Raw genomic sequence first — 23540 nt, 5'->3', positions numbered from 1 at the left:
ATGGTGATGCATTGAGACTTTGTCAAGTAAAAGCAAAGTAAAAACGGAGATGTTAAAATGAAAAAAATTATATGTACTACTCTTATGTCAGTTTTAATGGCGTCTAGTACTTATGCTCAGTCTTTTGCAGTACCTTCTGAACCTGAAATGATTTCTTCTACTGGTATTGTACAGGTGCGTTCAGATATGTCTGTGCGTTATGTTACGCCTTTAGAAACGGATTTTGTTGCGTCAAGCCTTATTGGTGCAAATGTCTACAATATAGAAAATGAAAATATTGGTGAAGTGAAAGATATTCTGCTGCGAGAAAAGAGTATTGCCGGCATTGTTGTTGCTATTGGTGGGATTCTTGGTATAGGGGAGAGTTATGTGGTTGTTTCTCCAGAAACAATTCAGATGACAAATGATTATGGTAAGTGGAAGCTTATTACAAATGCGACAAAGGATTCTTTAAAGGAAGCTCCAACATTTAAATATGAAGGACGTTGGACACGTTAATTTCATATTTCCATTTTCTACGGATAGAACAGTTGCCGTCATAATATAATATTATGGTGGCGCTGTTTTTTTGTGTAAGGCATTGTTTGAGGTTTTTTGCAACAGTTTTATGTAAGAAACAGTTTCAGTTTTTAAAGATATCAAAGGTGAGTTTAGGGTCAGTCTTAATGATTTTGATGAGATAGGAAAATTCTTTAAAGATTGTGATTTTTTTAGAAGTGAAAACATTTTGGATGTCGAGTGTAGCTAAAACAATACTTCACAGAGAAGACTTGATCTTTAGTATAGTATAGGGGATGAAAATAATATCTCTTATATTTATCTAAAGATCTCTCAGCTTTAAAAAGATTAATAAATAAAGAGATTATTTCAAAAGGGATAAGATGTGGAAATGAATTGGATATTAGGTATTATGCTTAAACAACATGATATCACCATCTTGTACAATGTATTCTTTCCCTTCATCACGGGCTTTTCCCGCTTCTTTTGCACTACTTTCTCCACCTAGAGCAATATAATCGTCATAGCTGATGGTTTGAGCACGGATAAAGCCACGTTCAAAATCTGAGTGGATAATACCGGCTGCTTGAGGAGCTTTCGTGCCACGTGTAATTGTCCATGCGCGTGTTTCTTTAGGGCCACAGGTGAAATAGGTAATGAGATCAAGCAAAGAGTAGCCAGCGCGAATGAGACGATTAAGACTCGGTTCAAAGAGTTCTAAGGCATGAAGATATTCTGAGGCTTCTGCATCATTAAGCTGGATGATTTCAGCTTCAATGGAAGCAGAAATGATAATGCTTTGAGTGTTTTGCTCTGTTGCCATTTTTTCAACTGTTTGGGTAAAGCTATTTCCATGAGCAGCATCATTTTCGTTTACATTGCAGACGTAAAGTACGGGTTTGGAAGTTAAAAGATTCAAACTCTCAAGGACGCAGCGTTCATCAGAAGAGATATCTTTGAGTAATAACCGGACGGGACTTCCTTTCTGTAATAAATTTAATGCGGCTTCCATAATGGGAAGAGTTTCTAGAGCTTCTTTATCTTTTCCGGTTGCACGTTTACGAGTTTGTACGATTCGTCGCTCAAGACTTTCAAGATCTGCAAGCATAAGCTCCGTTTCAACAGTTGTGGCATCAGAGACAGGATCAATGCGTCCTTCTACATGGGTGATATCTTCATCTTGAAAACAGCGTAAAACGTGAATAATGGCATCGACTTCACGGATGTTAGCTAAAAACTTATTGCCTAAACCTTCGCCTTTTGAAGCACCACGTACAAGTCCGGCAATATCAACAAAACTGATGCGTGTAGGAATGATTTCTTTTGAACCAGCGATAGATGCAATTTTTTCCATTCGCAAATCTGGAACAGCGACTTCGCCGGTATTGGGTTCAATTGTACAAAAAGGATAATTGGCAGCTTGTGCTGTAGCTGTTTTTGTTAATGCATTAAAAAGGGTTGATTTACCGACATTAGGGAGACCAACGATACCACATTTAAAACCCATGAGTGTCTTCTTTTCTATTGATTTATAGTCGAGATAAAGCTTCTTTAGCGTTTTTATAGCATATTTTGCGGAGAGTTATAGTCTCCTGTTGCTCTCAGTAAGAAAAAAGTCTATGTTTTTGGAAATGGTTTCCTTTTTTTAGTTATATTTAAAAATCTTCATCGTAATGGTAAGGGAATTTTAAATTAGCGTTAACAGTGCGCTAAGTTTTTCATAGTATGCAAGCTTACATAAAGAATTAATCGGAGAAAATATAAGAGTGTTATCTCGTCGTGCTTTTTTAATTGCAGCACCTTTAGCTTTGGTTGGATGTGCTACGCGTCAGTCGGGCATGTCGTTTGGTCCTTCTCAACAAGCCCGGTACGTTCCCTCAGAAATACAGGCCTTATATGGTCCTGTAATGAATGAGCCTTATTTCTTGCCTGCTGTTGATCTTACAACAATTGAGCCAAAATTTTGGCGTCAAAAGGTAATTTATTATACATCTTATCCACCTGGAACATTGGTGATAGATACGCAGGAATGTTTTCTTTACCTTATTGGTGAAAATGGACAAGCTTTGCGTTACGGTATTGGAGTTGGTAAGGAAGGGTTAGCATTTGAAGGTGAGGGGGTTGTACAACGCAAGCGCCGATGGCCAAGTTGGGTTCCCACGGCAGCAATGATGGCACGGGAACCAGAACGTTATGGACATTTGGGAAAAGGAATGCCTCCAGGGCCTGATAATCCATTGGGAGCACGAGCACTTTATCTTTTTAAAAATGGACAGGACACACTTTTCCGGATTCATGGTTCACATGAATCGTGGTCGATTGGCTATGCTATTTCAAGCGGATGTATTCGTTTGCTCAATCAAGATATCATTGATCTTTATGATCGTGTTCCCATTGGTTCGCGTGTGGTTGTCTTGCAAAATGATAAGAGTGCAACACCTAGAGTTTTCAATCAACAAGAAAATATTTATGATCCGCTCCAGTCAACGATTAATCCAAATGAACCTTTCTAATTCAAAGGAGGATGAGTGTGGCTAACTTCATTTAATATTGGGAAGCTTTCTGCTTAAAATTCTTCTCTCAAAAGAGAGTATTATGTACAAGAATTACAGCATGTCGTGTTGATTTTTTGTGTGTTCTAGAGAAATGCGTTTTTATCATAGAGCTTTGTTTTTTGTTGCCTGTGAGACTTTATTCATAAAGAGACATTTGTCATTTTTTATGAGGAGAGCAATGTTTTTTGCAATTGCGTCTAAGAGAGCAGGTAACCACTCTTGGTCGGATTTTGTAAAGTTTCCTAAAACATGCTGATGAACAAATTCTTTAGATCCAGGATGTCCGATTCCTAGACGTATACGGCAGTATTCTGTGCCGCAATGGGCATCAATAGATTTTACACCATTATGTCCATTATGTCCTCCACCAATTTTTACACGTACTTTGCCCGGTGGTAAGTCTAACTCATCATAAATAATAATCAAATTTCTCAAATCTAATTTATAAAATCGTAAGGTTTCACCAATGGCTTGGCCGGAAAGATTCATGAAAGTTTGCGGTTTTATAAGAAGAGTTTTTTCACCATTTATAAGACCATTGGAGATTTCGGCTTGAAATTTTTTCGACCATGGAGAAAAAGAGAAGGACTGATAAATAGCGTCAACAGCCATAAATCCAATATTATGGCGATTATTCTGGTATTGTGAACCAGGATTGCCAAGACCAGCAATAAGCCACATGCGCGCCTTCAGTAAAGTATGAGGGGTTAGTCAATACTTATGTTAAGGCGGGAAACTTTCCCGCCTGCTAAAATTTACTAACCTTTTTCGCTATTTTTGTCATCTTCTTGTTCGGAAGTTTCATCACTAATACCCATGCCAGCAGGAGCTGCAATGGTTGCGATGGTAAAGTCCCGATCTTGAATGACTGGAGTAACATCTTTTGGCAGTTGTACGGCTGAAATATGAATAGAATCACCAATAGAGTAGCTGGAGAGATCAATTTCAATTGCTTCAGGGATAGCATTTGCTGGAGCGGTACATTCAATTTCGTGGCGAACAATATTGAGAACACCTCCCTTTTTAAGTCCAGGAGCTGAATCTTCATTCAGGAAGTGTACGGGGATATTTACTTCTACAACGGATTTTGCTGAAATACGCAGAAAATCTATATGTAAGGGAAAGTCACGCACGGGATCTAATTGGTAATCTTTTGGCAAAACCATAATTTTTTGTTTGCCAATTGCAATTGTTGCAATGGTCGTACGGAAGCCACCAGCGTGAATTTTATAGAAAATGTCTTTATAGGGAACTGTAATTGCCAAAGGTGGTTGTTTTTCACCATAAATGACAGCAGGAATAAGACCGTTGCGACGAAGTTCACGGGAGGACCCCTTACCAACCCGTTCGCGTATTTCGGCCTTAAGAGTATAGCTTTTGCTCATAATTTAAGTCCTTTTACATGATTGGAGATCCATCAAAAACCCATAACAGTTTTTGTATGAATATGAAGATATACACTATCAAGTAGTGATTGCTCCATTCTGCGTTGCCTCCAAGGGTGTCTACACAGAAGCCTTTTCTATAATTCAAACCATTCTCAGATGCAAGAGTTGTGGGAAAAATCCATGATTTCTATCGTTGGGAAAGAGGAAATGTTACAAGAATGGTTCAGGTGGCGAAAAAGTCTGATAATTCAAAATCAAATATTGGAGATGTTATGAAGGTTGAGATCGCCTTGGGTGAGATGGCAGAATGTAGAGCTTTGTATGAGTCGACGCCAGCATTCGTTGATCTTGAAGAATTATTGGCGACACGTCTTCTTGTGCAAGGAAATTCTGGTTCAGGAAAATCACATCTTCTTCGCCGTCTTCTTGAACAAAGTTCTTCATGGGTGCAACATTGTGTGATTGATCCGGAGGGTGATTTTGTAACTTTGGCCGATAAATTCGGTCATGTTGTTGTTGAGGCTCAACGCAGCGAACTAGAATTAACGCGTATTGCTCATCGCATTCGTCAACATCGGGTTTCGGTGGTATTTAACCTTGAGGGGTTGGATACTGAACAACAGATGCGCGCTGTGGGTGCTTTTCTTGGTGCATTGTTTGATGTAGAACGTGATTATTGGTATCCCATGCTTGTTGTTGTTGATGAAGCGCAATTGTTTGCTCCAGCTGCAGCAGGGGAAGTTTCTGATGAAGCACGTAAAATTTCACTGAGTGCGATGACTAATCTTATGTGTCGAGGGCGCAAACGTGGTCTTGCAGGTGTCATTGCTACACAGCGTTTGGCTAAACTTGCCAAAAATGTAGCTGCTGAAGCATCAAATTTTTTAATAGGACGAACTTTCTTAGATATTGATATGGTGCGTGCTGCTGATCTTTTGGGAATGGAGCGTCGCCAAGCGGAAATGTTTAGAGATCTTGAGCGGGGACATTTTATAGCTTTAGGACCTGCTTTATCACGACGCCCTTTACCCATCATCATTGGTGCTGTTGAAACATTGGCACGTTCTTCTAGTCCAAAATTAATGCCACTTCCAACAGAGCGGGCTGATGTAAAAGAACTTGTTTTTACTGCTTCACCGGAGGAAATTTTAATTCCATTTAAGCAATCACGGGAGCCGGTGAGAGAAAAGTCAATTCATGAGATGTTGGAAGAGGCAATGCATAAAAAACAAGGGTTGTTGGAAGAAGAGCCAAGCTTATTTCCTGAACTTTCTGTTGTTGATCGTGATATCCAGGTAGAACGTGTTATTCGTGAAATTCTTGATGATCCTGACGCTTTTTATCGTTCAACAGCAGTGCTTTATCAAGATTTCTTGGTTCGTTGCCGTATCCATGGTCACTCTGGAGATTTTTTAAGTCTTTCACAATTTCGGCGTAAATTGGCTATCGCTCAGGCTTGTGTTGACGAAGAAACCGCTGTGGGTGAAAGTTGGAAACGCATTTTACATATATCCGAAAGTCTGGAAGATGATGTCCAAGGTGTTTTTTTGAATGTGGCACAGGCTGCTTTGAATGGAAAACCATGTCCGTCAGACGCATTTTTAGCACGTCTTTATGGAACCTATTCTTTAAGTCGTGCACGCCGACTTTTGACTTACTTTGAAGAACGTGGCCTTATCCTTATTCATACACATTTTAGTGGTCAACGCATTATAGCTTTCCCTGATCTTGGGATAGAAACAGCACCAGGAGATCCCAAGGAACCAGTTTAGCCAAATAAGCTTGAGACAGATTGCTCCGCCGCTGTTCTTGCAATTGCCTCTCCAATGAGGTCGGCAACTGGTAAAACGCGAATATTATGTGCTTTTTTAATTGCTTCCGTTGGCATAATTGAATCCGTAATAACCAATTCTTTCATTTCTGAATTGGTAATGCGTTCGATAGCATTTCCAGAAAGAACACCATGTGTAATGTAAGCTGTGACACTATTAGCACCGTGTTTTAGTAGAGCCCTTGCTGCATTGCATAATGTTCCACCTGAATCAACAATATCATCGAGCAAAAGACAATCTTTTCCAGCGACATCTCCAATGATATTCATAACTTCTGATTCACCGGGACGTTCGCGACGTTTATCAACTATAGCTAGCAAACTGTTCAAGCGCTTGGCAAGTGAGCGTGCGCGTACCACACCACCAACATCGGGTGAAACAACAATAACATTTTCAAGGGAGTAGTGCATTTTGACATCCCAAGAAATAACTGGAACAGCATAAAGATTATCCGTTGGAATATCGAAGAAACCTTGAATTTGTCCTGCATGAAGATCCAATGTTAAAACGCGATGTGCTCCTGCTTCAGTAATCAGGTTGGCAACAAGTTTTGCGGAAATGGGGGTACGTGGTCCGGGTTTACGGTCTTGGCGTGCGTAACCAAAATAGGGTATAACAGCTGTGATACGACGCGCTGAAGAGCGGCGAAGAGCATCAATCATGATGAGCAATTCCATCAAGTGATCGTTTGCGGGATAGGATGTAGATTGCAAAACAAACACATCTTGCCCGCGTACATTTTCATGTAATTCTACGAAAATTTCTTGATCAGCAAAGCGTTTTACAGTTGCTTTGCCTAAGGGAATACTTAAATAATTTGTAACATCTTCAGCAAGGCGTGGATTAGAATTGCCACAAAAAAGCTTCATAATAGGACCTCTGAGTAGTTACCGTAGAATATAGTACCGTTTTTAACTGCTTGTTAGCAGATTGCAAGGAAACAATTACAAAAGCATTACAATTTTATCTATCATTGTTAAAGAGGTATCTGTTTTGTTTTTTCTTTTTCCAAAATTTTATTATTTTTAGAGTAGATTTTCTTGACCATGAGGCAAAGAAATACATGCTGCTTAAGCTTTTTTCTTTTAAACTTTATAAAAGAACGGTTTCAGTATGCGTAATATTTTACGTATAAAATGAAAGGAAGCTATGTTAAAGCAATTTGTCGTGTTAGCCGTCAAAACTAAATATTAGAAATAATACGTGCTAAATTCTTTATACGTTGTGTGTTAAAACGTTTTTTGGTAAAAAGTACAATATTAAAAGGGGTTACCGTGTCATTGAGATAAAAATTTTTTGTTTTGCAGTTTTGATATTATTCTAAATGACAAAAGGGGCTCATCTTTTATTTTTCAGCATAATGGCAGAAATCTGTCGTCCGTAATCAGGTTCGTTGCGGTGTATTGCACGGCGATAGGAGAAAAAGCGCTGTTCATTTTGGTAAGTACAAAGCTCAACACAGGAAGCATTAACTCCCGCTTCTTTGAGTTGATCCGTAATGAATGTCCAGAGGTTAAAGCGAAAATGGTTTAATTTATCTGTTTTTAAAAAATATTTTTGAAATTTTTTATCGCAATCGATAAATTGATTGTAAAATTCATCAGTTACTTGGTAGTGGCAAGGGCCAATACAAGGTCCAAGAACCGCTGTTATTGATTGTCTTTTTGCCCCCTGCTTTTCCATGACAGAAATTGTTTTTTCTACTATTCCATTTAAGCTCCCTCGCCAACCAGCATGTGCTGCGGCGATGACACCTGCTTGTGGATCAGCAAATAAAATAGGTCCACAATCTGCTGTAAGAATGCCGATTATAAGCCCTTGTGTGGTGGTAACCAGAGCATCAGCTTTGGGAGGCTCATCAATAAAAGCTTTGTTAACTAAGACAACTTCACAAGAATGTACTTGAGTGACAGTGACTAAATTTTGCACTTTAGCACCAAAATGATCGGCGATCAAAATGCGATTTTGTATAATATGTTCAGACTGATCATTTGAACTTTGTCCTACCTTAAGGCTTTGGTAAAGGCTTTTTGAAACACCTCCGTGACGTGTAAAAAAACCATGTTGTATCCTATGCGTGTGTAAAGCAGAAAGATCTTTCGCAAGGATGGGATCAGGGATAGTCTTCATAAAACCTCCTTATATGATAGTTGTTTAAATAAAAATGGGGTAAGTGAGATTACAAGTATTTGTTAATGGAACATTATTGTTTGTCATTAGAATCTAGGAGGGAGTGATATATTTTTATCGCTCATATGCAAGACTTTAAACAATTTTCCCATTTGATCTGGACCGGCTAATCTTTCAATATCTTGACGAATATTGTTTTGCAGGGTGGCGCTTTTACCCGCTCCAAGCTGTTTTGCGCGTTCCAGAAGACCCATTTTTAAAAGAAAATCTCCTTGTTCTAGAATTTGAGTAAAACAGCCTTGCTCTAGAGCTATTTTTTTTAAAAAGAAAAAGCCAACATGTGATGTTAAATCATGTTCACCTGGAGCATCAAAAATATCGCGGAATTTATGTTTTGAAAGTGCTTGCAGTGTATCGCCAAAAGCAAGATCAGAAGCACCATAATCAATAAGCAAAGCAGAACCTTTTACTTGTACTAAGTGGTTGCTGATTTGTCGCATGAATTGATGCCGTAAGGGTGCATGTTCAAAAATTGTTCCATCAGGGATTTCAGAATTGTGAAATTGTAAGAAAGAAGAAGGAAGCTTAGACGGATCAGCAATAAAGATGAAGTTTCCATTTTGATCGATTGTAATGCGGCGTTCTCTCCATTCTCCCTTGATTTTAATATACTGGTTGATAGGGAGTGTATCGAAGAACTCATTGGCTATTAAGAGAAGAGGTTTTGGTGGGATTTGATCAAAACTTTCAATGCTATGGATTTTTTTTTCATAAGAGGAAAGACGTTTTTTTTGTTCTTCTGCGAGGTTTTTACTTATTTCAATGAGAAAAACTTCAGCAGCATTAAATGCTGTTGTGGATAATTTTTGAATGGTACGCAAAGTATCATCCATGAGAGTTCCGCGTCCGGGACCTATTTCAGCGAGAATGAAAGAATGAGGACAACTATGGGCTTTCCAATTTGCAAGGATCCAAATTCCAATCATCTCTCCAAATAATTGGCTTATTTCAGGGGCGGTAATGAAATCACCAGTACGCCCAAAAGGTGTTTGTGTTTGATAATAACCAAATTGGGGATCTGTGAGTGCCAATGTCATATATTGGCTTACCGTGATTGGGCCATTGCGGGCAATAATTTCTTTAATTTTTTCTTTGAGGGAAGCCATTTTCTATAGATTTGTGTTTGAAAGCTTGGAGAAGGAGATAAAAACCCAAAAGAAACATAGGGAGGGATAGAGCCATGCCATAGGTAAATCCAGTAGAATGAAAAAGGATAGAAAACCATTCTGGATCTTCTTGAGGAGCACGGTAAACTTCTGAAATGCTCCGTGCTATTGCATAGCCTATAATAAATGTTCCTGCTACAGCGCCAGGGCGTTTTAATGCTTTGAAAGCAAAAATAATGACGGACAAGATGATAAAGAGGAGAAACCCTTCCATGAAGGCTTCGTAAAGTTGACTTGGATGGCGTGGTAGATAATGGGGATCTAGGGGAAAACAAACAGCCCAAGGGTGTGTTGTAATATTGCCCCATAATTCTTGGTTAATAAAGTTGCAGATTCGTACAATGCCGATGCCAATAGGAGCACCTGCAGCAATTATATCAAACATTGCCCGTATGTTGATGTTGGTTTTACGGGCAAACCAAATCATTGCAATGGTAATGCCAATGAGACCACCATGAAAGGACATCCCTCCATCCCATACCGCGATGATAGCACCGGGGTGGCTAAAATAATAAATGGGATCCCATACAAGCACTTGCCCTAAGCGACCACCAGCAACGATGCTGATGGCAGACCAAACAACAAAGTCCCCTATCTTTTTCTTATCCATAGGAGGATGATTCGCATACCATAGAGACCGTTTGTCTAGTAATTTTTGTGCATACCACCAGGCAAAAAGAATGCCCACTACGTAACCAAGTCCGTACCAATGGAGAGATAGGGGGCCTAAACGGACAATTATGGGATCAAGAAAAGATGGAAAAGCAATGGTTGGGCAGGAAAGATTGTTCATGAGTTAAGCTTTTACATTATGGTTATATGATGGGCAGGAATGGCAGATGAATGCACAATGGTCAAGTCAGGAGATTGATAGGTTTTCACTGAACTCTCATTCTAAAACTTTATGATGGCAAAAAGAGTGTAAAAAGACTTAAAATAAAATATCTTTAGGGTAACATAAAATCTATAGGATAAAAGGAACAAATACAGTATCTAAATGTTATGAAAATGCGCTATAATGCGTGTGTCAATAATTAAAACTTAAGGAAAAACATCATGCGTAATGGATCAAATCGTATTCTTGATGAATTGGCAAAATTAGCAACAGATGCTGCCGATGTTGCACAAGGTATACGACGTGAAGCCGGAACAGCTTTTCGTTTGCAGGCTGAAAAAATCGCTAATAAACTTGATCTTGTTTCACGTGAAGAATTTGAAACGTTTAAAGATATGATATTAAAAGCACATGCCGATAATGCTGATTTGAAAATGCGCCTCGATAATTTGGAAAAAACGCAGACACAAAAAAAGTGAAATAATTTCTATAAAGAAAGAAAATTTAAAAAAATATCCCCAATTTTTCAAGATGATGCTTGAAACTAAAAAATGCTTAATCCTGAGTCTGTTAGAGCAGATTGTCCATTTATTTTTGATTTGTTTTTTATAAAAAGACACTTTTTTTGAATCAGGGGGCTAGTACTATGAAATTGTATCAATACACTGAAAAAGCTTGATGATTCGTTTTATTGTTATCAAGCTGCTGGAGGAGGTATTATTGGGTTTCGGGTACTGAGTACTGTCTGTGTTTTTAATGTGTATTTGTTTGGTGTAAATGCTTTGATTGTAGCAAAATGTTGTTACAGTTTAGGCAGTTTATTTTCTGTTGACAATTTTTAATATGATTGAGGATTATGATGAGGCTTGCATTTTGCGCCACAGAAAGAGAAGAGCATCCTGTTGACTTTATCGAACAGATTGCTTGTAAATATGATTGGTCGTTTGAGCGGGATGCACAAGATGAAATTAGTGTTTGTGTAAAGGGAAAACGGGCGGATTATCGCCTTGCTTTTTCATGGATGGAAGAGCAGGAGGCCCTTCATTTAGCTTGTGCATTTGATCTTTCTATTGAAAATGCTCGAACGCCAGAAATGCATCGCTTATTGCTGGCAATTAATGAAAAATTATTGCTGGGACATTTTGATTACTGGCAAGGGAATCATTCGGTTATTTACCGACAGGGGCTGCTTCTGGCAGGTGGGGTGCATCCATCTCATATACAAGTTGAAACATTGTTAATACACGCGCTTAAAGTCTGTGAAAGCCATTATGTTGCATTTCAGATGGTTGCTTGGTGTGGGGAAAGCGCTTGCAAGGCTCTACAATATACTTTGTTTGAAACCGTGGGGAATGCCTAAAACATCAAGTTTATTGAGTGATTTTTTTCTTATAAATGATTTGTGAAATATTGCTCATAGGGGGATATCAATAATAGCACGCTCCTGTAGAGGGCTATCGTCTAATTGAATATTGCCTCTATGGCTATGCGCTATGTCTTGGGCAATAGAGAGGCTAAGTCCTGTTCTACTTGCATCTTGATTTCGTGCTTTATCAAGTCTAAAGAACGGTTTAAAGACTTCTGTACGCATATTTTTATGAATACCGGGTCCATCATCGTCAATAGTCATTATCAGAGATTTTTGTTGATATGTGGCTGTGAGTTTAACAGTATTAGCGTAACAAAATGCGTTTGATACAAAATTGCTGAGCAGACGAGTAAAGGCATGTGAGCATGCCTGTATTTCTTTAAGATCTTCAATGGTATAAGAAAATTGATGTTTGTGAAGATGAGCATCGGCAGAGAATTTTTGCATAAGGGTATTTAAATCAAAGATTTTAACATTTTCATTTTCTTTGCCACGGGCAAAAGTCAGATAGCCTTCTAACATATTTTGCGTGTCGCTCCCATTTTGCTCAAGGGGTTTCATATCAAAGTCAGTATTTGCTAATGATAGCTGTAGTTTAAAGCGGGTAAAAATGGTTCTTAAATCATGGCTTACGTCTGAGAGCATCATGGTACGTTGTTCGATTTAGCGTTCCATATGTTCACGCATGCGTAAAAAACGATGCCAGCACGACGGACTTCATCAGCTCCTTATGGTTGAAATCCTGTTGGTAACAGACGACCGCGTCCAAAACTTTCTGCTGCTTTAGCCAATTGTTGAATTGGTTTGATTTGGTTACACAAGAAGTAAATCGCTATCAGCAATAAGACAAGAGCTGTTCCTACCATCCGGCTTAAAAAAATACTGGTATTGGAAGCATAGGCTTGACTGCGCAGTGTAAAGACGCGCAAGATATTGTGACCAAGGTGGATGCGGATTTCGACAAGATCGGAATTCTCTACTGTATCAATCTAGAAGGGACGGTTAATTTGGCGGGTGATTTCTTCCTTTAGAAAATAATCAAGCATTGCAAAAAATGGTTTAGTCTTTTGAGGAGGAAGAGAGGCAGGAGGCAGAAGAGTAATGTTTAATCACATACGTTGTTGTGCAATACGCTTGATATCTTCATAGTTATCTTATTGCGGATATGTTTCAATAATATCAATAATGGCTGAAATAATGGCTGAAATATCATGGACAAAAGCGGTTGAAAGAAAGACATTTGGTCACCATTTGTCAGTGGCGTTCCATAAAAACGTAAGCAATCACTCTTTGTAGGATGACTATAGGAGCAGAATAATGATCAAAGAGCAGGCATAAAACCGTTTAGGCATTTTCTTTGTCGGTCATCGGATAAATTTTTTAGGAATTTGAGCATGGTATGTTTATTCAATGGAGAATTTATAACCTATTCTTTGCACGGTTTGGAGCCATGTAGGGAATGCTGGATTTTTTCGATCTTACGGCGAAGGTGATTGATCTGTACATCAATAGTACGTTCACCGATATTTTGATCATCTATTGCAAATTTATAAACGTATAATGATATTATCTGCATTTCCGGCAAAAATAACCATCATTTTTTGCTCTTTATCTTTCAATTTAATAATCTCTCTCCCTTTTTTGATTTCACGCCGGGCAATAGAAAAGATATAGGGGACAAAAACGATTTGCTCTATTTAGGTTGGTTGAGTGGAAAATCACGTTGTAAAATGGCGTTGATGCGAAGGAGAAGCTCGCGAGGGGTCAAATGGTTTAGCAAGATAGGCATCAGCGCCTGTTTTTAAACCACCGATGCAATTGTCTGTTTCTTATAGAGCTGTGAGCATGAGAATGGAGACGTCCTTTATTTGACGAAGTGAGGTGGTGAGATCAATGTTATTTTCTCCAGGCACCATGATATCAATTAGAAGACGATCAAAATTTAAGCTTATGAGCTGCCGCCGTGCTTCACCAGCATTCGCTGAAACTGAAACACGAAATCTATTTTAATGAGGAATTGAAATAAAAGGTTGCGAATACGGGTATCATAATCGATCATAAGAGGATGAGGTGCATCGTTACACAAAACTTGAATATGATCGATCATTCTTCAAAATCATGCCAAAAATTTAGTTTTTATAAAATCAAGTGCACATAAGTTGCATAAAGCTGTCGAGCAGGCTATTTTATTCTATAAAGAAAAAGGAAATTGTCTTTAATAAGCGTAAAAATTTTACTTTTGAAAAGGATATAATGAGCCATTTTAATACACATATTATTCCAGTTACACCTTTTCAACAAAATTGCACTTTGCTTTTTGATAATGAACAAAAAGTGGGCGTTTTAGTTGATCCGGGCGGTGATTGGCTTCGTGTTCAAGAAGAAATCAAAAAGATGGGTGTTATCGTTGAAGCTATTTGGATAACACATGGTCATTTTGATCATGTGGGAGCAGCGATGCAAGCTAAAGAAGCTCTTGGTGTTAAAATTATTGGTTCACATTGCAATGATAAGCCTGTCATGGATACTGTGTGCCAAAGTGCAAAAAGCTATGGCATACTTGATGCACATGTTTGTGTTCCTGATCAATGGCTAGAAGATGGCGATAGCGTCCATTTTGCTGGGCATGTGTTTAATGTTTTTCATACACCAGGACATTCTCCTGGCCATGTCATTTATTTTAACGAAAAACAACGTTTTGCTTTATTGGGTGATGTACTCTTTCGTGGTTCTATTGGACGCACAGATCTTCCCTTTTGTTCTCATGAGGAATTAATGAAATCACTTCGAGAAAAAATTTTGCCTTTAGGCGATGACGTTCGTTTTATCTGTGGTCATGGTCCAGGAAGTCATTTAGGCTATGAGCGCCAGTGGAATCCTTTTCTTCAAGAATTCAATGCATAGCCGAAAAAACACTTAAAAGTGTTTTTTCGGTTGTTTAAAACTTCTTTAGCGAGTGTAAGAGAAGTTAATTTAATGGAGCATAACAAAAGTGGGCTAAGCCGTCATAACCTTGAAAGGTGCCTGTTTTGGGATTGAATGAACGGTATTTTTTCTTGCAATATTGAAGCCAATTACGAGTCCATGCTTGTTGGAGTGGTTGAGATGTCGTCGTTGACGGAACTTCATAAATTACCTGATTTTGTGGAACTTGTTGATAGACTACTCGGTTTTGTGGTACAGCCCAATAGATTGTTTGTGGCTGTTCTGGTTGCTTTAAAACATTGCCAAGAACTGCACCTGCAGCAAGGCCAATGATGCCCGCTGCTAAAGTATCTCCTGAGTTATTGTGATTCACATGGTGTTCATGTATATGACGGTGTGTTGTTGTTTTGCGTTCGACATGGCGATATATCTTGCGTTCAACATGATAATGATTCTGTTCCTGTCTCTTATGGTCGACATGGCGGGAGCGGTGATTATTAGAAGAATAATAAGGGTGATGTTTATTAAGAATAGAGCGTGAGCTATAGTCATCAGAACGGAGGCTAAAATTTTGAGAAGGGAAACTGGCTTTCGTTTTTTTCATCATATTATCCATTTCCTTTTTCATATTCTCCATTGTTTTGGTAATATCTTCACCATAATTAGATTTTGTATCTGCAAGCGTTGTACCTAGTGGCACCAGAACAGTTGCCATTGATGCTACTGATAAGACCGCTACCTTGATTGCCTTTTTCATAGTGATGCTCCTTATGTAAATTCGTATTTATGTAAATTCGTATTTTTTCACATTCTATACATGCAAAACTGAATATAACCTGAATGATTTTGGACTTTATTTTGATAAAACGAATTAAAAGCCATTTTGTTAATTATAAGTCATAAAAATTATAAAATAAACCTGCAATAAAAATTGTTCCAAATAATATATTCTCTTTTTATATTAATTAATAATCTCGTATTGATAGTTACTGATCTTTGCTATGATAATAAAATTCGATGTAAGATCAAATGTTTTTATTAATCATTTATTTTATAAGAATTGGAATATAAAATATAGGATGGTAAATACAAGATACAACTCTTATTATCGTAAAGTTATATTGTCATGAGAAAGCCTTAATTTTATTTGCATGACTCATAATTTTTTGTATTGTTTTATTGCTCTTTAAGAAGCTGAGTATAAAGATTAAGCTTATATTCTGTATCACTAGATGTGGGTAGTTTTTGATATATGGAAAATATATGCTTTATTCGGTTTTTACTTGTTTCGAGGTTAGAAATGCTTTTAGTCATTTTATAATCTTCTGGTTTTTGATAAATATACAAACAAGGTGAGATTTTTGAAAAGAAAAGTATGAGAAGTATTCTCTTAATATTATGAGAAGTATTCTCTTAATATAATGTCTTTCTTATGTTGCTTTTTCACTAAGTTAGAGCATCATGGAAGTGTAAGATATTCATTTTGGGGGTCGATTTTTTTACAGATCATCTTATCAAGACTTTAGAGAGGTTAAAATTGATTTTGAATGTTTTTATTAGCGTTAAGCAATTTATTTATCATTTTATTTATTTTCTTGTTGTCTTATTAAGAGTATTTGTGTAAAATCCCCTTTTGATCTTTTTATTCTTTAAAACGTTGGTATTTATGATTTTATCTTCCTGATCAAGATCTTGTTTCATAGTCCCATGGATGGACGGTGTACTATGAGGTTTGAAAGGATCGTTTGCAATTTCTAGTTCTATTTTCTGGAGCCGTTTGATTTCATCACGAAGTCGTGCTGCTTCTTCAAAATTAAGATCGGTTGCTGCTTCACGCATTGATTTTTCAAGATATTGGATATGGATTGCTAAATTTTTGCCCACGCTACTATTTTGTGTGATACAATCAGGGATATTTGTAGCAGTGTAGTGATTTTCTTTCCCTGAATTGAGAATATCATCAATATTTTTTTTGATACTCATCGGTGTGATACGGTGTTCTTCATTGTAGGTTATCTGTTTTTGTCGACGTCTTTGGGTTTCTTGTAAGGCACGTTCTATAGAGCCAGTCATTGTATCGGCATAAAGAATAACGCGACCATCTACATTTCGTGCAGCACGTCCGATTGTTTGGATAAGTGAGGTTTCGGAGCGTAAAAAACCTTCTTTGTCTGCATCTAGAATGGCAACAAAACCACATTCTGGAATATCCAAACCTTCTCGGAGCAGATTGATGCCGATGAGGACATCAAAAGTACCAAGCCGTAGATCGCGAAGAATTTCAATACGTTCTAATGTATCAATGTCAGAATGCATATAGCGTACCCGAATAGCTTGTTCATGGAGATATTCTGTCAAATCTTCTGCCATACGTTTGGTCAGGACAGTTACTAAGGTACGGTAGCCTTTTTGAATTGTTTTACGAATTTCATTTACTACATCATCGACTTGACTGGAGGCTGGACGCACTTCTGTTTGTGGATCAACAAGCCCTGTTGGGCGAATAATTTGTTCAGCAAAAATACCATGAGATTGTTCTATTTCCCAGCGTCCAGGTGTTGCGGAGACAGCAATAGTTTGGGGGCGCATAGCATCCCATTCTTCAAAACGTAAGGGACGATTATCCATACAGGAAGGTAAACGAAATCCATATTCTGCTAAGGTCGCTTTTCTTCGAAAGTCACCGCGGTACATGCTACCAATTTGAGGAATGGTGACATGGCTTTCATCGATAAAAACAAGAGCATTGTTTGGAATATATTCAAACAATGTTGGAGGTGGTTCACCGGGTTTTCGTCCTGTTAAGTAACGTGAATAATTTTCGATGCCAGCGCATGAGCCAGTTGTTTCCAACATTTCCAAATCAAAAACTGTACGCTGTTCTAAACGTTGTGCTTCTAAAAGTCGTCCGGCTGCGTTCAATTCATCGAGACGTTGAACCAGTTCCATTTTGATAGCTTTCATTGCTTGATTTAAAGTTGGTCGTGGTATGACGTAGTGTGAATTGGCATAAATTTTAATAGATTGAAGGTCGCCTGTTTTTTTTCCTGTGAGAGGATCAAATTCAGTTATTGTTTCCACTTCATTACCAAAGAGTGAAATACGCCAGGCACGGTCTTCAAGATGGGCAGGGAAAATTTCGATTGTGTCTCCTCGGACACGAAAAGAACCGCGAACGAAATTAATGTCTTGTCGGTAATAGTGTTGAGAAACTAAATCCGCTAAGAACTGTCGTTGATTGAGTTTATCACCTTTTTTTATTTGCAAGGTCATTGCAGTATAGGTTTCTACCGAGCCAATCCCGTAGATACAGGACACGGATGCAACAATAATAACGTCATCACGTTCAAGGACAGCGCGTGTTGCAGCATGGCGCATACGATCAATTTGTTCATTAATAGAGGATTCTTTTTCAATATAAGTATCAGAGCGGGGAACATAGGCTTCTGGTTGATAATAGTCATAATAAGAAACAAAATATTCGACGGCATTGTGGGGGAAAAAACTTTTAAATTCTCCGTAAAGTTGTGCAGCTAACGTTTTATTCGGTGCTAAAATGAGGGCTGGACGTTGTGTTTTTTCAATGATTTTGGCCATTGTATAGGTTTTGCCTGATCCGGTAACCCCCAAAAGCACTTGCGTACGCTCATCCTTTTCAATTCCTTCAACCAAAATTTTAATTGCTTGAGGTTGATCTCCTGCAGCTTCAAAGGAAGTTTCGAGCTGAAATGGAATACCACCTTCAGATTTTTCAGGGCGTACAGGGCGGTGAGGTGTCCATAATGCACCATTTTTAAAAAGAGGATTACCTGAGGCAATCAATGCAGAAAGAGCTTCCACTGTTGCTGTGACACCATTTTTCATTGTTGTATCCTTTGATAGAAAAATGCTCGTAGTTTTGAACGAAATCCAAGTTTTACAACTTAATTGCGATAACAGTAAAAGGTCACTTAGAAGTTTCGTTTTTGGTTGATTGAATATTCCATAGAACATTTTATATGTTTTGGATATAAAACGAGCTTTTGAGGCATTTCTTTAGATGTGTTGTATGCGATAATATTGGTGGTTGTCCATGCACACCGGTTTATTTGCACTATGTTGATACTCTATAATAGGGCATTGGTTCTAATATTCATCATAGCAGCTATGGTGCTCTTATGGAGAATGACCATAGGTACTATGATTTGTTACTGAAAACATTGTGAGTGTGTATGTATGATAAAGATCATTCCCATCTTTAAATGAGAGATAACGAGATGATACCCAACCTGTTTGGGTGTTATATCGGATGCGACACCAGTTCCCTTTACAGGTTTGGACAAATATCAACTCTCCTGCGGGGATTAAGCCATGAAGTACGTATTGCGTGCTTGGTCCTGTCCTAACGTTAAGATTCCTTGTAACAAATGCTTCTGCAGCTTCGGATACAGTTGTGGTTAAAAAGAGAGGACAAAACACAAAAAAAGCTATTAATTTTTTCATTTTTCTGCAGAGGATCTCCTTAGAGGTTTTCCTCCCTTCTCTCTATTATATCAAGATTTCTATCTCATCTCTAAGTTATGATAAAATAAAAAAAAATACAATTACTCCTTCTTAAGGGTTCTCAGGGTGAGAGTAAAGTTTGACACTTTTAAATGTTAAAACTAAGAGATAGTTTAAACATAATTGGTGAATAGTTTGTCCCCTTTTTTATTTTTATATGGAAAACAGGGATACTGTACTATATAATAAAAGAGATTGTGATTTTCGGATTCCAAAAATAATTTTGGAAGCCTTTTTTTGCGTTTTTATTAAACCTTCCGTGTAACAGAAAGGGACGGATTATGAAAAAAGTTCCGATGACTACAGCTGGTTTTGAAAGTCTTAAAGAAGAGTTACGTTGGCGTCAACAACAGGAGCGTCCGCGGATTATCGAAGCAATTTCTGAGGCGCGTGCGCATGGTGATCTGTCAGAAAATGCTGAATATCATGCTGCTAAAGAGGCGCAAAGTCATAATGAGGGGCGTATCAATGAGCTTGAAGACTATATTGCTCGGGCAGAAGTTATTAATGTTTCGCGTCTTTCAGGCGACAAAATCAAATTTGGAGCAACTATCAAACTTTTAGATGAGGATACTGAAGAGAAAAAGGTTTATCAGATCGTTGGTGATCAAGAAGCCGATGTAAAGATTGGTAAAATTTCTATTTCCTCACCTATTGCACGGGCACTCATTGGTAAACAAGAAGGTGATGTCATTGAAGTTAATGCACCGGGGGGAGCGCATAATTATGAAATTATAGAGGTTCAGTACATTTAAATTATTATGCGTGTGTCTTTGGAAGAAACAGAGATTATTGCTCCTCACTTTAAAAAACGCTTATCGGGAGTAACATCTACGATTGTTCAGCTTATTCCATTACAGCGAGAACAGGGTGTACGTATATCCACTTTTGGGTTTGGGTTGCCAAAAAAATTGCCATTTATTACTTTTAACAACCTGTTCGGGCTGTGGAAAAGCCCGATGGGTAAACCGTTTCGTATTTGGCATGCACGGCGCAATATTGAGATGCTATGCGGGGTCTTTTTGCGCGATGTGTTGCGAATGAAGCTTAAACTCATCTTTACATCAGCATCCCGACGTCATCATAAGTCTTTGACCAAGTGGTTGATTCGCCGTATGGATAAGGTTATTGCTACCAGTGTACGTACAGGCTCTTATTTAGAGGTTCCTCATCAGGTTATTATGCATGGGGTGGATGTTCGGCGTTTTTCGCCGCCGAAAACTGTTGATGATTTCTTTCCAGTAGCTGGGCTTCCTGGAAAATATGCGGTAGGGTGTTTTGGACGTGTGCGTTACTCAAAGGGCACTGATTTGTTTGTGGATGCAATGATAACATTATTGCCCCGCTATCCTGAGTGGACAGCGCTTATTGCTGGTCGCACTACAGCACAACATTATAATTTTGAAAAAAAATTGCGTCAAAAGATTGCTGAAGCAGGTTTGAAAGAGCGTATTATTTTTCTTGGTGAGTTGTTGAATACGCCTCTGTGGTATCGTCGTCTGTCGCTTTATATAGCCCCTTCTCGTACAGAAGGTTTCGGTTTAACGCCATTGGAGGCAATGGCATCACAGACAGCTGTTGTGGCAAGTAATGCAGGAGTTTATACAGAATTGGTGGTGGAGGGAACAGGAACAGTTGTCAAAGCAGGAGATGGTCCGGCTTTAACGGCAGCAATTGAACCTTATTTTGCTGATTTAGAAAAAACAATAGCGGCAGGAGAAAAAGCTTTAGCTCATGTTCGTACGCACTTTCCTCTGGAAAAGGAGGCGGCAGCAATTAGAAGCGTTTATGAAGAAATGTTTGCGGTAAAAACACTTTAAATTCATCAGAAGTCTTTCTGAGAAGTGAATTAGGGGATAGATGCTTTCTTTTTAAAGGTCCACCATAATAATCAAGTAAGCAGATCAATAATACAAATGTTATTTCATAAAATTAAGCATATGTTTGATATGAAAAATGATGAGTTCTCAAATTTTTTCATAAAAAACTGCTAGTTTATACTTTTTAGAGTCATATGAGGATTATGATAAAGTTTGGAGCATAAGGTGGTTATTTTTTAGTTCAGTTATCAATGAGGAGACCCAAAATAATGCTTTGACTTTTTCAATTCCAAGGATTTCAGATGAAACTTGGTTTTCTGGGGGGGGGGTGTTGTTACTTTATGATACCAGTCATATAGAAAAAAATAAAAGACTTTCTTTGTTTAAAGAGTTATAGCGTGGTGTTCTGTTTCTGAGACTGGGTTGGTGAAGTTGTTCATGTTTTTCTAGTGGTGGAAGTAGTTGTGAATTTTTCAATTTTGGTTAGGAAGGCTCATAAATTAGAGTGTAATAAGATCTTGTCTGATCTCTAAAGTTTCTTTGAATGATATTTGATAGTTTTCTTGATGTTTTGCATCTATTTCAGGCGCTCTGTGCACAAAAAAGCTTATGAAGGTTAGGGAGCTTTTCCTTTTAAGGACAGCTTTAATCTTCTGATGTAGTCATTTAATCTTCTGATGTAGTCACTTGTTTGAAACTTTTTAAAAACTTTTCCATAAATTGAATGAAAGCTAGATTTTTAATGTATATCGTGTATCTCGTAAATTTTTCTCATTATATAAAATTAAATGCTGTGCATTAAAACTTTTCACGCCAAAAAGCGGGGATAAAAAGTACGAATATGGTTATAATTTCAAGACGCCCAGCCAGCATAAGAAAACTCAAAATCCATAAAGCATTATCATTAATTGTAGAGAAATTTCCAGCGGGACCAATAATATTTCCAAAACCTGGACCAATATTGGAAAGAGCGGTTAAGACGCCGGTGAAGGCAGAAGTGAAGTCAAGACCGGTTGTTAGCAAAAACGCAGTGCCAATGAGAAGACAGAACATATAAAGACAGACAAAAAATAAAACTGCTTTAGCAGTATCGCTCGAGATGTTCAAATGGTCGTAGCGTGCTTTTACAACGACATTAGGGAAAAGAAGTTTTTCTATATTTGTTTGTGTAATACGCCAAAGGATAATTAAGCGATTGATTTTCATTCCACCAGAGGTAGAACCAGCACATCCGCCTGTAAAAGAAATAATGAAAAAAATGCCAAGTGCAAAAGGTCCCCACAATTGATAATCTTCTGCACTATAACCAGTTGTACTGATGATAGAAGTAAGGTGAAAAATAGCATCAAGAAAAATCAAGTGAAAAGCACGATGATCATGAAATCTTAGCCACGTTGCTAAAGCAAAGCTCAAAAGGAACACAATATAGAAAAAAACAATTACTTGTGGGTCAATGAAGCGTTTGGAGCGACCAGGAAGCACTAATTTAACATAAAGTACGAAGGGGAGTGCCGAGAGTAACATAAAGATTGTTGAAATGATTAAGACGGCTGGTTTATCAGAAAAATAGCCAAAAGAGGAGTCATGCGTTGAGAAACCAGCTGTTGCTACCGTACTCATTGCGTGGTTGATGGCATCAAATAAGTTCATCCCTGAAGCAAAATAGGAAAGCATACAAGCCAGTGTTAGTCCAACATACGCTATGATAATTCCGTTGGCAATTTGGTTGATACGGGGTAATACTTTTTCAGATTTATCTGATGATTCCATATGAAAAAGTTGCACTCCACCAACACGTAGTGAAGGTAAAAGCAAAAGGGCTAAACCAATAAAACCAATCCCTCCAATCCAGCATATGATGGAACGCCATAACAAAATGCTGCGTGATAAGTTATCAAGACCAGTAAGTACTGTAGAGCCTGTCGTTGTAATACCTGAGACGGATTCGAAGATTGCTCCTGCTAGAGAAATTGGAAGAGGGGAAAGATAAAGAGGTAAGGCACCTACTATGCTTCCTGTTAGCCAAAGACAGACAGTGAGCATAAAGCCAAGCCGTGCTGAAAAACGACAGCTAGCACCCTTGGTAGCTAAAAGAAGCAGCGTTGCTAACATGGTGGTGATGACATAAGAGTAGAGAAAGCTTATCCAATTATGGTTGCTGTCGTGCAAATCAACAAAAATCGGTAGAAGCATTGCTCCTCCCATAATTAACGTGAAACGCGCACAAACATTGATAATAAACTGAAAAATGACCGTTCCCTATCGTTATATTTACTTTTTTATAGTTTTGCGTCCATAATAAAGTTACGTTTTTCTCTTTCTAATATAGAGATTAATTTTTATATATTAACTAGGCCTTGATGAAGTGACAATAGGACCATTTCACCAAATTTGAAAAGAGATACATATACACCATAATT

General features: G+C 38.0%; 19 protein-coding genes and 2 pseudogenes. 8 read left to right on the top strand and 13 right to left on the bottom strand.

Translation table 11 applies throughout. From position 1 onward, the window contains the following. Positions 1 to 57 precede the first annotated feature (57 nt). A complete protein-coding gene (locus tag HNQ69_RS01600; protein ID WP_183228349.1) occupies positions 58 to 498 on the top strand; it encodes a PRC-barrel domain-containing protein in 441 nt (146 codons plus the stop codon). Positions 499 to 901: 403 nt separating this feature from the next. Here HNQ69_RS01600 and ychF read toward each other — a convergent pair whose 3' ends face one another. After that, complete coding sequence (gene ychF / locus HNQ69_RS01595) at positions 902 to 2005, bottom strand: redox-regulated ATPase YchF (RefSeq protein WP_183228348.1); 1104 nt, start codon at positions 2003 to 2005, stop codon at positions 902 to 904. Between the two features lie 259 nt (positions 2006 to 2264). Here ychF and HNQ69_RS01590 point away from each other — a divergent pair, with 259 nt between their 5' ends. Further along, the gene (locus tag HNQ69_RS01590) at positions 2265 to 3011 is read left to right on the top strand and encodes a L,D-transpeptidase family protein (protein ID WP_183228347.1); all 747 of its coding nucleotides are present in this window, start codon (positions 2265 to 2267) and stop codon (positions 3009 to 3011) included. Between the two features lie 144 nt (positions 3012 to 3155). Here the strand turns inward: HNQ69_RS01590 and pth are convergent, their stop codons facing one another. Together pth and HNQ69_RS01580 are read right to left on the bottom strand one after the other, a co-directional pair. Next, positions 3156 to 3734 (bottom strand): aminoacyl-tRNA hydrolase, encoded by a 579-nt coding sequence (gene pth, locus HNQ69_RS01585; protein WP_183228346.1) that lies wholly within the window; start codon positions 3732 to 3734, stop codon positions 3156 to 3158. A 77-nt stretch (positions 3735 to 3811) separates the two neighbouring features. Beyond that, positions 3812 to 4438 carry a 50S ribosomal protein L25/general stress protein Ctc gene (locus HNQ69_RS01580; RefSeq protein WP_183228345.1) on the bottom strand — a complete coding sequence of 209 codons (627 nt, stop codon included), beginning with the start codon at positions 4436 to 4438 and terminating at the stop codon, positions 3812 to 3814. Between the two features lie 275 nt (positions 4439 to 4713). Between HNQ69_RS01580 and HNQ69_RS01575 the strand changes: the two genes are divergently transcribed. Beyond that, positions 4714 to 6213 (top strand): helicase HerA domain-containing protein, encoded by a 1500-nt coding sequence (locus tag HNQ69_RS01575; protein ID WP_183228418.1) that lies wholly within the window; start codon positions 4714 to 4716, stop codon positions 6211 to 6213. Here HNQ69_RS01575 and HNQ69_RS01570 read toward each other — a convergent pair. From HNQ69_RS01570 to lgt, 4 genes are all read right to left on the bottom strand, one after another. Beyond that, complete coding sequence (locus tag HNQ69_RS01570) at positions 6210 to 7142, bottom strand: ribose-phosphate pyrophosphokinase (protein WP_183228344.1); 933 nt, start codon at positions 7140 to 7142, stop codon at positions 6210 to 6212. The two genes, HNQ69_RS01575 and HNQ69_RS01570, sit on opposite strands and share 4 nt — an antisense overlap. 469 nt (positions 7143 to 7611) lie before the next feature. Beyond that, positions 7612 to 8403, bottom strand: a complete 792-nt coding sequence (gene pgeF / locus HNQ69_RS01565) for a peptidoglycan editing factor PgeF (RefSeq protein ID WP_183228343.1) — start codon at positions 8401 to 8403, stop codon at positions 7612 to 7614. An 86-nt stretch (positions 8404 to 8489) separates the two neighbouring features. Continuing rightward, positions 8490 to 9569 (bottom strand): class I SAM-dependent methyltransferase, encoded by a 1080-nt coding sequence (locus tag HNQ69_RS01560; protein WP_183228342.1) that lies wholly within the window; start codon positions 9567 to 9569, stop codon positions 8490 to 8492. Continuing rightward, on the bottom strand, positions 9544 to 10422 hold the full coding sequence (lgt, locus tag HNQ69_RS01555; RefSeq protein ID WP_183228341.1) for a prolipoprotein diacylglyceryl transferase: 879 nt from the start codon (positions 10420 to 10422) through the stop codon (positions 9544 to 9546). The genes HNQ69_RS01560 and lgt overlap by 26 nt, the downstream gene beginning before the upstream one ends. A 263-nt stretch (positions 10423 to 10685) precedes the next feature. Between lgt and HNQ69_RS01550 the strand changes: the two genes are divergently transcribed. Next, on the top strand, positions 10686 to 10943 hold the full coding sequence (locus tag HNQ69_RS01550; RefSeq protein WP_183228340.1) for an accessory factor UbiK family protein: 258 nt from the start codon (positions 10686 to 10688) through the stop codon (positions 10941 to 10943). Between the two features lie 380 nt (positions 10944 to 11323). Next, a complete protein-coding gene (locus HNQ69_RS01545; protein WP_183228339.1) occupies positions 11324 to 11824 on the top strand; it encodes a type III secretion system chaperone family protein in 501 nt (166 codons plus the stop codon). Between the two features lie 54 nt (positions 11825 to 11878). Here the strand turns inward: HNQ69_RS01545 and HNQ69_RS01540 are convergent. Further along, positions 11879 to 13185 (bottom strand): annotated as a pseudogene (locus HNQ69_RS01540) (sensor histidine kinase). Between the two features lie 51 nt (positions 13186 to 13236). After that, a pseudogene (locus HNQ69_RS01535) lies at positions 13237 to 13940 on the bottom strand (response regulator). Between the two features lie 146 nt (positions 13941 to 14086). Here HNQ69_RS01535 and HNQ69_RS01530 point away from each other — a divergent pair. Further along, positions 14087 to 14737, top strand: coding sequence for an MBL fold metallo-hydrolase (locus HNQ69_RS01530; protein WP_183228338.1), 651 nt, complete (start codon positions 14087 to 14089; stop codon positions 14735 to 14737). 64 nt (positions 14738 to 14801) lie between these two features. On the opposite strand, the gene HNQ69_RS01525 is transcribed toward HNQ69_RS01530, so the two are convergent. The 3 genes from HNQ69_RS01525 to HNQ69_RS01515 all read right to left on the bottom strand — a co-directional run bounded on the left by HNQ69_RS01525 (position 14802) and on the right by HNQ69_RS01515 (position 19240). Further along, positions 14802 to 15515 carry a BA14K family protein gene (locus HNQ69_RS01525; RefSeq protein WP_183228337.1) on the bottom strand — a complete coding sequence of 238 codons (714 nt, stop codon included), beginning with the start codon at positions 15513 to 15515 and terminating at the stop codon, positions 14802 to 14804. A gap of 830 nt (positions 15516 to 16345) precedes the next feature. After that, positions 16346 to 18622 carry an excinuclease ABC subunit UvrB gene (uvrB, locus tag HNQ69_RS01520; protein ID WP_183228336.1) on the bottom strand — a complete coding sequence of 759 codons (2277 nt, stop codon included), beginning with the start codon at positions 18620 to 18622 and terminating at the stop codon, positions 16346 to 16348. A gap of 291 nt (positions 18623 to 18913) precedes the next feature. Beyond that, positions 18914 to 19240: an SH3 domain-containing protein gene (locus HNQ69_RS01515; RefSeq protein WP_183228335.1), complete on the bottom strand. Its 327-nt coding sequence runs from the start codon at positions 19238 to 19240 to the stop codon at positions 18914 to 18916. 341 nt (positions 19241 to 19581) lie between these two features. Between HNQ69_RS01515 and greA the strand changes: the two genes are divergently transcribed. Together greA and HNQ69_RS01505 are read left to right on the top strand one after the other, a co-directional pair. Then, entirely contained in the window at positions 19582 to 20055 is a 474-nt protein-coding gene (gene greA, locus HNQ69_RS01510) for a transcription elongation factor GreA (protein ID WP_183228334.1), read from the top strand. A gap of 6 nt (positions 20056 to 20061) precedes the next feature. Beyond that, positions 20062 to 21120 carry a glycosyltransferase family 4 protein gene (locus tag HNQ69_RS01505; RefSeq protein ID WP_183228333.1) on the top strand — a complete coding sequence of 353 codons (1059 nt, stop codon included), beginning with the start codon at positions 20062 to 20064 and terminating at the stop codon, positions 21118 to 21120. Positions 21121 to 21918: 798 nt separating this feature from the next. Here HNQ69_RS01505 and HNQ69_RS01500 read toward each other — a convergent pair. Then, a complete protein-coding gene (locus HNQ69_RS01500) occupies positions 21919 to 23313 on the bottom strand; it encodes a TrkH family potassium uptake protein (protein ID WP_183228332.1) in 1395 nt (464 codons plus the stop codon). Between the last annotated feature and the right edge of the window lie 227 nt (positions 23314 to 23540).

The sequence above is a fragment of the Bartonella callosciuri genome (assembly GCF_014203215.1).
Classification (GTDB): domain Bacteria; phylum Pseudomonadota; class Alphaproteobacteria; order Rhizobiales; family Rhizobiaceae; genus Bartonella; species Bartonella callosciuri.
The sequence above is the reverse complement of the archived record's forward strand: the minus strand, read 5'-3'. Positions and strand labels throughout refer to the sequence as shown.

Bases quoted from the DNA above. Each gene is read 5' to 3' on its own strand.
- HNQ69_RS01560 (WP_183228342.1), bottom strand. From the start codon at position 9,569: ATGGCTTCCCTCAAAGAAAAAATTAAAGAAATTATTGCCCGCAATGGC.
- HNQ69_RS01600 (WP_183228349.1), top strand. From the start codon at position 58: ATGAAAAAAATTATATGTACTACTCTTATGTCAGTTTTAATGGCGTCT.
- HNQ69_RS01580 (WP_183228345.1), bottom strand. From the start codon at position 4,438: ATGAGCAAAAGCTATACTCTTAAGGCCGAAATACGCGAACGGGTTGGT.
- pgeF (WP_183228343.1), bottom strand. From the start codon at position 8,403: ATGAAGACTATCCCTGATCCCATCCTTGCGAAAGATCTTTCTGCTTTA.
- greA (WP_183228334.1), top strand. From the start codon at position 19,582: ATGAAAAAAGTTCCGATGACTACAGCTGGTTTTGAAAGTCTTAAAGAA.
- pth (WP_183228346.1), bottom strand. From the start codon at position 3,734: ATGTGGCTTATTGCTGGTCTTGGCAATCCTGGTTCACAATACCAGAAT.
- lgt (WP_183228341.1), bottom strand. From the start codon at position 10,422: ATGAACAATCTTTCCTGCCCAACCATTGCTTTTCCATCTTTTCTTGAT.
- HNQ69_RS01575 (WP_183228418.1), top strand. From the start codon at position 4,714: ATGAAGGTTGAGATCGCCTTGGGTGAGATGGCAGAATGTAGAGCTTTG.
- HNQ69_RS01550 (WP_183228340.1), top strand. From the start codon at position 10,686: ATGCGTAATGGATCAAATCGTATTCTTGATGAATTGGCAAAATTAGCA.
- HNQ69_RS01505 (WP_183228333.1), top strand. From the start codon at position 20,062: ATGCGTGTGTCTTTGGAAGAAACAGAGATTATTGCTCCTCACTTTAAA.
- HNQ69_RS01545 (WP_183228339.1), top strand. From the start codon at position 11,324: ATGAGGCTTGCATTTTGCGCCACAGAAAGAGAAGAGCATCCTGTTGAC.
- HNQ69_RS01515 (WP_183228335.1), bottom strand. From the start codon at position 19,240: ATGAAAAAATTAATAGCTTTTTTTGTGTTTTGTCCTCTCTTTTTAACC.
- HNQ69_RS01530 (WP_183228338.1), top strand. From the start codon at position 14,087: ATGAGCCATTTTAATACACATATTATTCCAGTTACACCTTTTCAACAA.
- HNQ69_RS01525 (WP_183228337.1), bottom strand. From the start codon at position 15,515: ATGAAAAAGGCAATCAAGGTAGCGGTCTTATCAGTAGCATCAATGGCA.
- ychF (WP_183228348.1), bottom strand. From the start codon at position 2,005: ATGGGTTTTAAATGTGGTATCGTTGGTCTCCCTAATGTCGGTAAATCA.
- uvrB (WP_183228336.1), bottom strand. From the start codon at position 18,622: ATGAAAAATGGTGTCACAGCAACAGTGGAAGCTCTTTCTGCATTGATT.
- HNQ69_RS01500 (WP_183228332.1), bottom strand. From the start codon at position 23,313: ATGCTTCTACCGATTTTTGTTGATTTGCACGACAGCAACCATAATTGG.
- HNQ69_RS01570 (WP_183228344.1), bottom strand. From the start codon at position 7,142: ATGAAGCTTTTTTGTGGCAATTCTAATCCACGCCTTGCTGAAGATGTT.